General features: G+C 57.7%; 14 protein-coding genes. 8 read left to right on the forward strand and 6 right to left on the reverse strand.

Going from position 1 to position 10454, the window contains the following annotated elements; all coding sequences use genetic code 11:
• Positions 1–326: 326 nt before the first annotated feature.
• The 4 genes from M2427_RS11530 (at position 327) to M2427_RS11545 (ending at position 3275) form a co-directional block, all read left to right on the forward strand.
• Positions 327–731, forward strand: a complete 405-nt coding sequence (locus M2427_RS11530) for a hypothetical protein (protein WP_280706405.1) — start codon at positions 327–329, stop codon at positions 729–731.
• On the forward strand, positions 721–1869 hold the full coding sequence (locus tag M2427_RS11535; RefSeq protein ID WP_280706406.1) for a relaxase/mobilization nuclease domain-containing protein: 1149 nt from the start codon (positions 721–723) through the stop codon (positions 1867–1869). Before M2427_RS11530 ends, M2427_RS11535 begins: the two co-directional genes overlap by 11 nt.
• 25 nt (positions 1870–1894) lie before the next feature.
• Positions 1895–2164 (forward strand): hypothetical protein, encoded by a 270-nt coding sequence (locus M2427_RS11540; RefSeq protein WP_280706407.1) that lies wholly within the window; start codon positions 1895–1897, stop codon positions 2162–2164.
• 382 nt (positions 2165–2546) lie between these two features.
• Positions 2547–3275, forward strand: coding sequence for a hypothetical protein (locus M2427_RS11545; protein ID WP_280706408.1), 729 nt, complete (start codon positions 2547–2549; stop codon positions 3273–3275).
• A 13-nt stretch (positions 3276–3288) separates the two neighbouring features.
• Here M2427_RS11545 and M2427_RS11550 read toward each other — a convergent pair whose 3' ends face one another.
• The 6 genes from M2427_RS11550 to M2427_RS11575 all read right to left on the reverse strand — a co-directional run bounded on the left by M2427_RS11550 (position 3289) and on the right by M2427_RS11575 (position 7934).
• Positions 3289–4650, reverse strand: a complete 1362-nt coding sequence (locus M2427_RS11550; RefSeq protein WP_280706410.1) for a type IV secretory system conjugative DNA transfer family protein — start codon at positions 4648–4650, stop codon at positions 3289–3291.
• Between the two features lie 9 nt (positions 4651–4659).
• Positions 4660–4956 carry a hypothetical protein gene (locus M2427_RS11555; protein ID WP_280706411.1) on the reverse strand — a complete coding sequence of 99 codons (297 nt, stop codon included), beginning with the start codon at positions 4954–4956 and terminating at the stop codon, positions 4660–4662.
• On the reverse strand, positions 4953–5426 hold the full coding sequence (locus M2427_RS11560; RefSeq protein WP_280706412.1) for a hypothetical protein: 474 nt from the start codon (positions 5424–5426) through the stop codon (positions 4953–4955). Before M2427_RS11560 ends, M2427_RS11555 begins: the two co-directional genes overlap by 4 nt.
• 918 nt (positions 5427–6344) lie before the next feature.
• Positions 6345–6512: a hypothetical protein gene (locus tag M2427_RS11565; RefSeq protein WP_280706414.1), complete on the reverse strand. Its 168-nt coding sequence runs from the start codon at positions 6510–6512 to the stop codon at positions 6345–6347.
• A 111-nt stretch (positions 6513–6623) separates the two neighbouring features.
• Positions 6624–7196, reverse strand: coding sequence for a hypothetical protein (locus M2427_RS11570; RefSeq protein WP_280706415.1), 573 nt, complete (start codon positions 7194–7196; stop codon positions 6624–6626).
• 381 nt (positions 7197–7577) lie between these two features.
• A complete protein-coding gene (locus M2427_RS11575) occupies positions 7578–7934 on the reverse strand; it encodes a hypothetical protein (RefSeq protein WP_280706416.1) in 357 nt (118 codons plus the stop codon).
• A 168-nt stretch (positions 7935–8102) separates the two neighbouring features.
• Here M2427_RS11575 and M2427_RS11580 point away from each other — a divergent pair, with 168 nt between their 5' ends.
• The 4 genes from M2427_RS11580 (at position 8103) to M2427_RS11595 (ending at position 10444) form a co-directional block, all read left to right on the forward strand.
• The gene (locus M2427_RS11580; protein WP_280706417.1) at positions 8103–8573 is read left to right on the forward strand and encodes a hypothetical protein; all 471 of its coding nucleotides are present in this window, start codon (positions 8103–8105) and stop codon (positions 8571–8573) included.
• The gene (locus tag M2427_RS11585) at positions 8570–9022 is read left to right on the forward strand and encodes a hypothetical protein (protein ID WP_280706418.1); all 453 of its coding nucleotides are present in this window, start codon (positions 8570–8572) and stop codon (positions 9020–9022) included. The genes M2427_RS11580 and M2427_RS11585 overlap by 4 nt, the downstream gene beginning before the upstream one ends.
• Positions 9023–9584: 562 nt before the next feature.
• Positions 9585–10001 (forward strand): hypothetical protein, encoded by a 417-nt coding sequence (locus M2427_RS11590; protein ID WP_280706419.1) that lies wholly within the window; start codon positions 9585–9587, stop codon positions 9999–10001.
• A 50-nt stretch (positions 10002–10051) separates the two neighbouring features.
• Positions 10052–10444 carry a hypothetical protein gene (locus M2427_RS11595; RefSeq protein WP_280706420.1) on the forward strand — a complete coding sequence of 131 codons (393 nt, stop codon included), beginning with the start codon at positions 10052–10054 and terminating at the stop codon, positions 10442–10444.
• The last annotated feature ends 10 nt before the right edge of the window (positions 10445–10454 follow it).

A 10454-nucleotide genomic window follows, 5' to 3' on the forward strand; every position in this document is an offset into this window, starting at 1 on the left:
CGATTCCGTGTGACGTTTTTCGAGACTTAATTTTCTCAGCTGAACCGAATGCTTGGGGTGCGTGTTTTGTGGCTTTGTGAGCTTGGCTTTGGTTTATCGATTGTATGTTTTCTGCATACCCCTATGTGCAGTTTTTACCGGTCTGAAATGATGACTATGGTATGTATTAAGGTACTAAGAGTGCTGGCAAGCCATGTGATGTTACACGGAAATTGCCTTCGGCAACCGCTCCACATCACGCTTGGCAAGGGGGCTTCGCCCCCGTTGCATCCCTGGCCCGAGAGGCTCTGACCTCCCGGACCCACCGGCGTAGGAGGCGCGCGGTGATGAGCAAAACGCCCCGGAAACATGCGGCCCCCGGACGCCGCCGCGTTGAAGATCCGAAGCAAGCCTTTATCGCCGTTCGCTGCACCGCTCAAGAGCGTGCGACGATAACCGAAGCTGCCGCCAAATCCGGCCTCGCCGTCGGCGCCTATCTGCGTGCCACGGCGCTCGGCAGCCCCGGCCCCCGCGCTGTCCGCCGCCCGCCGGTCGAGCGCAAGGAGCTGGCCCGGCTCCTCGGCCATCTCGGCAAAGTCGGCTCCAACCTTAACCAGATTGCCCACGCCTATAACCGGGATAGGAATTTGCCCGGCTTGTCGGAGCTGGTGGAGATGCGTATCGACGTTGGCGAGCTACGCGCTGCCCTGATGAAGGCGCTGGGTCGCTCGGGGCAGTCCGGTGATTATTAAGGGCACAGCCTGCGCCGGGGCGAGCCGCCTCAATACCCATCTGACCCGAACCGACACCAACGAACGAGCCGAAGTCATCGACATACGGGGCGTCGTTGCCGACGACCTCTCCGGCGCCCTGCATGAGATGGAGGCCGTCGCCGCCGGGGCACGGACGACCAAGCCGTTCTACCACGGTTCGATCAATACGCGGGCGGACGAGCGCCTGACGGACGAGCAGCGGATGCACGCCATCGACCGGCTGGAGGCGGCTCTCGGACTGACCGGCCAGGCCCGCGTCGTCGTCATCCACGAAAAGGAAGGCCGCGAGCACTGCCACATCGTCTGGTCACGGATCGACCTCGACCGCATGGCCGCGATCAGCGACAGCAACAATTATCGCAAGCATGAAGAGGTGGCGCGTTCCCTTGAACGGGAGTTTGGCCATGAGCGCGTCCAGGGCGCATTGGTCGAACGGGAGGGCAAGGACAGGCCCGAGCGAACCCCGAGCCACCGCGAGATGTTGCAGTCCGAACGGACGGGCATCAGTACCGAGCAAGCCAAAGAGCTGATGACCGGGATTTGGCAATCGAGCAAGAACGGCAAGGAGTTTCAAGCGGCGCTTGAGGAGAAAGGCTGGATGCTAGCCCGGGGCGACCGGCGCGATTTTGTGGCGATCGACCCGCATGGCGGCGTCCATAGCATTGCGCGCCGCGTCAAAGGGACGAAAGCCGCCGATGTCCGTCAGCGTTTCGACGACCTTGATCCGAAAACTCTTCGCAGTGTCGCCGAGGCCAAGCAGGTGCAGCGCGAGCGGTATGGAGGCCAGGAAAAGCAAGCGACGAAGCAACGAGTGTCCGAAGCCCGCCCGCCGCGCCAGGCATCCGGTCAGGCACGAGGCCCGAAGGTGGCAAAGGGCAGCTTTCGTTTGCGGCCCTCCCCCGTCAAGGTGGCGGACGCCCTCTTCAGCGCTTTGATGGGAGAGAAGCCCGCTCCGAAACCGAAAGAGGCTGACAAGGCGCCGCATGTGCAGGAAGCTGCCCAGCCGTCGCAACGCCGACAGGAGCTGATGCGTCAATTGTCGCGGGAGATTCCATCCGAGACCGAGAGGGACGCCGAGATCGAACGCGATCGAGGGCGAGAGCGCGACAGGGGGTAACAGGCCCGGCGCGGGGGCAGCGCCGGTGCCGAAAGCAAGCCAGCCCCGCTTGAAGCCGGGCTTCGCGCCAGCCGGTCGCCGCCTAACAAAGAGAGGATTTGTCTTTGATGCTCTGTACGCCCGGTTCAGAGAAGCCAAATACGATTTCACAAATTGGACGATGCCTCTGCGCCCTATGGCGCATGGCGGAATGAGCCTGGCACAGCTTGCCGATCTGAATGCCGCCATCGAAGGCAAGATCACTTGGGCTGAATATTTCCGCAAATGGGGAGGAGGAAATGGGCCGTCATTGTGATTTAGCGGGCGGTGAGTGCTGGTACGGTTACTCGTTTTGGTTTAGTCTGCGATTATTGGAGGGACCGCCCCATGCTGACCGTTCAGAACCAAACGGATCAAAATGACCTCGCCAATATAGACCCCGATCAAACTCCAGGAAGCGGTGTCTTTGCAGTCCCCGACCCGACTTCAGAAGCGTTCGGAGCGGTCAAAAAGGTGGTCGTATCGCCGATCACCTACCAGGCCTGTATACGCCAAGGCTTTTTCTGCATCGCATTCAAATGGGTGCCCCGCAAACTGTCCACGACAATGACGAGTTGTCCTACGCCGGGAGCGCCCTGCGTCACGGACTGCGCAGCCCAAGACCTTTGTGTTTGTATCAATGGCCGGTGCACATAGACGTGCTTAAATATCTCGCATGGGTTGTTCTTCTCCCTTTAGCTGTTGCAGCAGCGGTCTACTATTCCTCTGCGCACTGGTTGCCTATCTTTTTCGGCTCATGGGAAAACCTCGATACCGGGACGAAGCGCGAATTACTCAAGGTAACGCCTACGGCCGTCGCCGCTATGTTCGGCAGCATTGTTGCGGCGATCACTGCGGTGGCTCTGGTTGGATTGCAGCGTAACGCCAGTTTGCGGATCGAAACTCGCAAAGGCGAAATTCTGGAAGAGTTGGAAAAAAAGAAAAACACGCTCGCTGGCCAACTTGAGACGAAACGTCAGGAGTTGCAGCAGAAGCTCGGGATCGCCCGTGCGCAGATCGACGAAAAACTAAACCGCCTGAGCGAGGCGCGCTCGTCTGTCAGCGAGTACCGCTCTCTCGTCCAGATGATGAGATCCTTCGGCGACGAAACCGGTGAAATAGAGCCGTTTCAGAAAAAACTTATTCAGCTGCGGGACAGTTTTACGGAACATCCCGATCTCTATAAAGCTTGGACAGACTTCCACCAGAAGGGCTTCTATTTGTGCGAACGAATGGAGCTCTTCAGGTCGGCGAAAAAACGTCGGGCTGTATGGGATGAGATAAGCCAGCAAAGCCCGCTCACGCTCGGTGTCGAGTTTGGTAATTCGGCCCAAGAGGTTTTGGCCCGTCTTGAAGAAGTTCGGAACCAGGTCGTCATCGTTCCATAGAGCAACCCGAAGTTCATCCATCATAGTACGGATTCTTCGCGGCGCGCTTAGCGGCTTGTTCGATCTTCCAGTAAGGCGGCGCGAAGAAGCGAACGCCGTTTGCCATGCCCGCCAGCCACAGCAGGCCTGTGCCTTCGGCGAAACCCATTAACTCCTGTGTCAGGTAGAGCGCGCGGCTCACCTGATGCCAGCCTGTCGTTTCGCTGCGGTGTCCTTGCGCCGCTAGGCTCTCACTTGACGAAGGCGCAAGCAGCGTCGTTTGCCCGGCGCGGCGCGACATCCAGTCGGCAGTCGTCAGATCATTTGGCGCGAAGCCCTGCACGACGCCAGCATTGGCGAGAAACGACTCCCATCGCTCCTTATAAAGAGCCTTGAGCTGAGCGAGGTCCTGGCAGATACCGGCAATTTGAACCTTGTACCCTCGCACGAGGCCGAAAGCGTCTTCGAGCGGACCGAGATGACCGAGCGCCGGCATCTCATCGATCAGGAACAGCGTCCGCACACCGCCCGGCCGATAGAGCGCGCGTAATGCCGAAACGACGATAAGGCGTAACCATACACTATGCGTGCGCATGCGATCTGCGGGCAGGATGACATAGACCGTGGTTGGCCGGTCCTTCAGTTTCCGAAAATCCACCCCCGGCTTCTTGAGGTCGTCGCGCATCGGTTTTGACAGCAGCCAGCGGGTCTGTGTGTCGCCGGTGGAGCGAATGCTGGCCAGCTCGTTTGTTTCGCGTCCGGCGAAGCGCGAGGCCAGGCTTGAGATTTCATAGCCGCCGTCGATCGCCATCTGCGTCGCGGTGTAGCGCAGTCCGCCAATGAGACGCTCATGCGGCTTTCCATCGTTGCCGATATAGGTTTCCCAGCGGTCGGGCTCGGTCAGCAGCTCGCGCACATTTTCGAGATTGGCCATGTCACCGTGGTTCATTTTTTCCCACATGATGAGCGCAACGATCAGGCCCTGCGCCGATTCCGACCAATGCGGGTCTTTGCCTTCGAGTTTGATCAACGCCTCGCCGAGCGCCGCCGCGTCATCGTAAAAGTTTGGCGACTTCGGGTCGAGAGAGGCGAGCGGATTAAACCCGGCGGAGCCGAGGCCAAGCACATCAAAGGGATTGAGCATGATCACGTCGCCGAGCGTGCGGCGATAATCGGCGGTGACGGCGGCCAACTCACCCTTCGGATCTATGACAACGATGGATCGGTCTTTGATCGAGAGCAGATTGGGAATCAAAAATCGTGTACCTTTGCCGGTACCGTTCGGTCCGAACAGGAGCAGGTGCCGCTCGCCTTCGTAAGCCACCTTGCTACCCGCGCTCTTGGTGGAGTCGCTGTAGTGCCGTCCAAGGCTGATACCTTCGCTGCTATCCGCCATCTCCGAGCCTCAGTCCGGGAATTGTTGGTCGTGGATGTCGCGTGTTTTGATACCACCACGCGCGGCTGCCTGCGCTTCCGACTCCGTCGCCGGGCGGGCGGCACCATGCACAAGCGTATTCTTAGGCGTCTGGCCGAGTTGCGCCGGCAAGCCGACCACCACGAAAGCAACGCAGATGAAGAAACCAATCGCCAGACCCCATAGGGTCAAGTGCGCGTATTCCATCAAAGCCTTGCCCCCGAGGAGGCCGAGCGCCACCAGCAGCGCGAGCAGCAGCCAGCCGGTGCTGTCGGTGCGGCTGGTCACAGCGTCTTGCAATCCTTCTCAAGTTCCCTGACGTGTCCCGACATCAATTCGCTCATGGTGCTGAAGTTGATCGCATTCTTCTGCCGCTCGATGCAGGCTTCAGCTCTCGCCTTGTCGACGCTGGCTTTCAGCTGTGCGCATTCCAGCGAGACGATGTAGCAGAGCACAGCAACCACGAAGGCCTTCAGCGCAACAACGACGGCCGCTTCGATCCGCGCGCTGAAGGAGGATCTGGTATTCAGCATTCTTTCAAAATCGGCCTTAAGGCCGGGCAGGAAATTTCGGACATGCCCCATTACCGCTGTCAGGTTGCTGACGACACCTGACGCGGCACCTTGAGCACCGAAGCCAAGCCTCGCCTCGCGCGCGATCAGGATTTGGCTGATCTCCGCTTCGCTGTAACCAGAGTTCGCCAACCGCTCGCGTTCGGCTTCGACGAGGTGTTCCGTTGTTGCGCTGGTGTCGGCCATGGGTACCTCCTCTTCCTTTGTCGACTTCGCTGTAGGTAGGACCAAAGTCGCCGATGGCGAAGGAACCGAGGGATCACTGCCGTTCATCGACCGTCGCGCCTTGCTGGCGGCGACCGTGAATAGAGCTGCGGCAAGGCCCGCCGCGAGGCTGCCTCCCTGCCACCAAAGTGGATCGTTGACGCCGAGATTGTTCGCGCCCCAGAGAGTGAAGCCGGAGATGCTCGCTGTTACGGTCGCGAGACCTAGATTGACGGCAAAGTTTCGGTGCAGGTTTGGCGCGTCGAGATTGACTGAATCGGACATAGCGATCTTCCTCAGCGACGGAAACGACGGGCAAAATTGAGCAGGGGCATCACATGTCCAATACGAAGCGCCCCGCGCGCGCCCGAGAAGGCATGACCGAAACGGAAGCCAGGTGCGGCTAGCCTCACCTGAAATGGGCGGCCACGCAGCAGGGGATGCGCTGTCATTCTTGGCGACGCGGCCGCCACACCATGCGGCTCTACAACCCTTGGCGGATTTACAAATAGCACGGGCGGAGCGGCAACCTCCTCCGGCACTTGGCGTGCGACAGACGGCGGCGTTGCTTGTTTGTAAGTGGGCTCTGAGGCTGGAGCCGATGCCGGTTTCTCCTCCGGCGAGACGACTGGTTCGATGTCAGCCGTCGTCGCGTAGAGTGGCCGCGTTAGACGGGCGTATTGGACCAGGAGCGGAGCTGTCTCGTAAGCTCCGAACGCCGCTGCAGCCGCAATCAGGATCGGCGGAATTTTTGCCACACGCGCTGTGATCGTCGGGCTGGTCGTGGCAGTACGGGTCTCGATCAGTGTCTCGCTCATCTCGAAGGCCCCCAATGTTAAATGGAGTCTTTGCGCCGTGCGCTCCCGCCGGTCACCCGGCGGAAGCGTCGTTGGTGAGGAGCTACTTGTTCTTGTTCATCTGCTCTTGCGCATACCGATAGGCCGCTTCAGCGGCTTGCCGCGCCGAGTCATCCCAACCGTGCGTGTTGGGGGGAGCATGTCCGTTTTGTGCAGCGGTAGTGCCAACGTGCTGGGCACCACCGTAAGAGGAAGGCTGGTCGTTGGTCATTTCCAGTTCTCCGTTTGGGCCTAGCGGCAATTGTGCCGCCACGGAGATCAGTAGCACGCGTTAACCATGTTGAAAAGACTTAAGCCTATTCAACTAAAGTCTTAAGTCTTTTCACCCCAAGTCGGACCGTTTCAGCGGAGACGTTGGTCCCGCGATAAGGCGTAATCCGGCTGCATCACCTAAATCTTTTTGACGCGACTTACGGTTGCTCAAATAGACCTCGACCGAAGCCATCAATTTCGGATCTATGTCTCTGACCATTTGCTTTTCTATCGAACCGTCAGAGGTAATCGCGTCGGCATATACGCGCTTCAAAAATTGCGGCGCGCTGAGGTCTTTCAGTTCGGCATATTTGCCGCGCTCATCCCATTTCGGACGGCGCGCGGCATCTGCGCGCGCCCTCGCGATGCGTTCCATCTCTGCCCACGTCTCGCGGTGCTGAGATTTAGGAACGCCCAAGCTTGTCAGGACGGCGGCAATCGCATCGTTCAAAAAACCTTCGTCTATTCCGCCGAAAATCTCGGCCGAGCCGATCTTACCACCCCTCGGGACCGTACTTTCAAGTGGGACGTTTCCCTTTACTTTCAGTGGCTTTTGGCCGTGTTCCCCGAAGTCGAAACCTTTGGCAGGGTCATACCATTGGACGCCTAACCACTTCACCTTTCCCGCCGCGTCGACCGGCATGGAGGGGTCCCGCGCTTCTCTGGCGGGGGGCTTGCGCGGTTTTGGCAGTGCCTTGGGGCTGTCGGTCGATTTAGTGCGCTTTTGCCGTGGAGCGAACGGCGACGGCGACACGGCTTCGAGCTCCGTCTGCCTCTTAAGGTGTCGCTTCCTCAGCGCTTCAAGGTGTCGTTCGAGCCGCGTCTGGCCGCCCTCACTTCCTTCGCTTGGTGTTTTGTTCGTCGCCATGCCCCGAAACTTATACCGACTTGGCGACCTGTTGAAGGGGTGGCTTAGAATTGCCTTCCCGCGCGTCGTGGTCGGGCTGTCGTGAACCGAACCCGCGAGGTTTCCGCCGTCCTGCTTCCATCCCTAACGGGTCTTGTGCCGCAGACGCGGCATTTTCTAGTCGTGAATCCAATATCGATGCTTTGCCGGCACGGCTTCCCGCCAACCCAATACTAGATCAACCTCGCGCTGTACGGCGTGGATGGCCGGATTCGCAGGGAAGTCTTTGGCGAGTTCGGCCAGATATTCGTCGCGCCATTGCCGCCAACGCGAATTTGCGTGTTTTGCTTTCGGCTCCTCGGCCACGCCGCGCGAAGGCATGGTGCGAAAGCAGCTTAACTGCGGGTGGATCAGGCGCAGGTATTTTTCGAATTCTCCGGCGCTGTACAACTTTTGCAGGAACTCGATGTTTTCCCCGGTCAGCTCGAAGTCAAAGCCGAAAGCCGGATAAAACGGCAAATCGATTGCATTCATTGCGGGACTGCCTTTCGCTCGATTAGGCCGACTTTACGCAGTTGCTCATTATCTCTAGGGACTTGGCGCCTTACAACCTCATCGGATCGATAATCGACCGCCAGGGGGCGTGACGCACGACCGTTCTTGTGATTCATTGCCGACGTGCTTTGTGCGGGGTGCGTGACCATGATCGACCGACGCCAGCTTGTGACCAGCCTTGCGGCGGTTGCCGCCGGTGTTACCGTGCCTTCTCTTCGAACTAGCGCGGCACCGGTTGTTTCCACGGGAGTGACTTTCCGTCTGGGTACCTACGCGTATGGCTGGAGCGAGGCTATTTCGGATACCGCCTTCAGTTCAATCTGGCAGTTTCAGGCCTGGGATTGCTGGACATCGACCATTCGGCATTGCCCTACCGCCCTCACCTTTGCGACCGATTATCGCGAAAGTGAACTCGTAGTCGTATCGCCCTGTGAGCCTTTGCCGGTTGATGAGCCAGCGCTGCACATCATCGGCCATGCGGCGGACATGGCCAGTATCTTTGCACGTTCGCGCCGCATGCGGCACGAAGGCGCTTTTTATTACGCCTATCGCGATGGCTCACCTGATGACGCGTTAACGGCTGACGCGCCGGAATTACCGCGCGTGGTGCGCGCATGACCGGTCGCCGCGCCCCGCATGTGCTTGTCGGCCGAGCCTTCACGCAGGACGACCCTGAATGCGATGACGACATGATCGAGCAAGCCGTTGCCATTCGGGAGGATTCACGTTGGCACGTGCATATCCACAGCCGCACGACGAAAACATTTCTTCACGTCGAAAGCGGCTTGCTCTTTGCATCCGATCCGAGCGAGCCGTTCCACGTCTATCTTGTGCAGCCCGCGCACGCGGATCTTCCGGTCCCGCCACGGGAACAAATCGCGCCCTTCGCTTATGCCGTCACCTTTTGTGACCGGCTGGCAACGCTGACGCACAAGCTCCGCATCGAACGCGAACAGAAGGACGCATTTTTTCTTTTCAGCGAGGACAGCGGTGGCTTGAGATTCACTCGAAACATGGACGCGCCGACGCTACCACGTATTACGAGATTTTCCCACAGCCGGTTGTGATCGATTCTACTGAAGCTAACCTTCAGATATTTATGTCTTGTAACAAGCGGTTGATCGTTTCTCATTCAAAACAAGTAAGAACTTTCAGTCTCCTCGCGTATCTGAATATACAACCTCTAGACGTTGTGCTATAAAGACCCGCGAAAGCAGTTCGAAAAATAATCAAGACAAGCGCGCCAGGCGCTGAAGTGAATTGCAGCAGGCAGTGCCTTCGCCTACGCGACTTTGCCATCCTTTCCCGCTTACGCCTTCACAACACGCTTTTGCTCTTGCCGCACGGCGGAGCTGCATCGGTTTCAGGAGAAGTTGGAAGATGGAAATCGTGGTTGCGCAATCCGTAAAATGCCGAATGAGAGCAATGATGACCAATCGACCTTTATCGGTAACCATAGTCTCTTGGTTCTTGATTGCCTCCTGCCTCAGCGGCCTGACGATTGTGCTGGCTACGCTAGCCGATCCTACCGTGAGGGATCTGGTCGCCAACAGTTCACTTCGGCAGCTCCGATACGGTGCGCTATTGCAGCTCTAACAAAGACGAACTCTAACTAATGGAGATTTTCCTTTGAACGTGCCTTTGCGAAAACTATTTAAATGGGCTTTTCGAGCCACTGCCTGCATTGCGCTTTTATCGGCGGTCTTCATCGCGCAAAGAATGTACTTCATGCGAGAGACAGGCGTTGGCTTGTGTTTCCCCGACGAAATACAGAGTAAGGCGGTGAGCGCTAAAGGGGTTACTGCCGAAATTCATCTCTGCGGAGAGGCGTTTGGCTCTTACTATTATCTGGACATGCCTTTTAGTCCTTTTTCAGAAAGAAAAGTGACTTTTAATGACTCAACAACTCCATCCGCAATTGTGGTCCCTAAAGTCGAATGGATTGATGTCAATACTCTGAAGGTCATTGTGCCGAAGTGGATGAAGATAGTTGATAAAAAAGCATCCTTTAACGGCGTCGAGCTTGTGTACGAAGAAACACAATGAGGTGAATTTGAACTGTAAGTGCCGCTCATCAATAAAAACAGAGGATACTCATGACAAATCTTGTTCTGAACGGCCAAACGATTACTATTGACGGGCAGCCAATTCTGATCCCCGACGGATTCAGCGCCCAATCATTTCAAGATCAGATCAATACTGCATACAGTTGGTCTTTGTTAGGAGGCGTAGCTGCCGATGTTTTTCTCGCTCAGAATTTTATATGGGGCGGACAAGGCGACCTTCAGCGTCCAAATGGTGCCATTGGTCAGTTCAACGGGAATTATACGGCCGCTGCTGCATATTTGTATGGTGCCTCAGCTGCTGTCTCTGGATTAACGTTAGATCAAGCATTGCGGGGCGCTGAACCGCCCCGGGATTGCCGGAGGCTCCAACTCTTGAGAAGGTGGAGCCATGACAAGCAAGACGACGAACAAATTCTCACCTGAAGTCCGGACC

The sequence above is a fragment of the Bradyrhizobium sp. BR13661 genome (assembly GCF_029892425.1).
GTDB lineage: Bacteria > Pseudomonadota > Alphaproteobacteria > Rhizobiales > Xanthobacteraceae > Bradyrhizobium.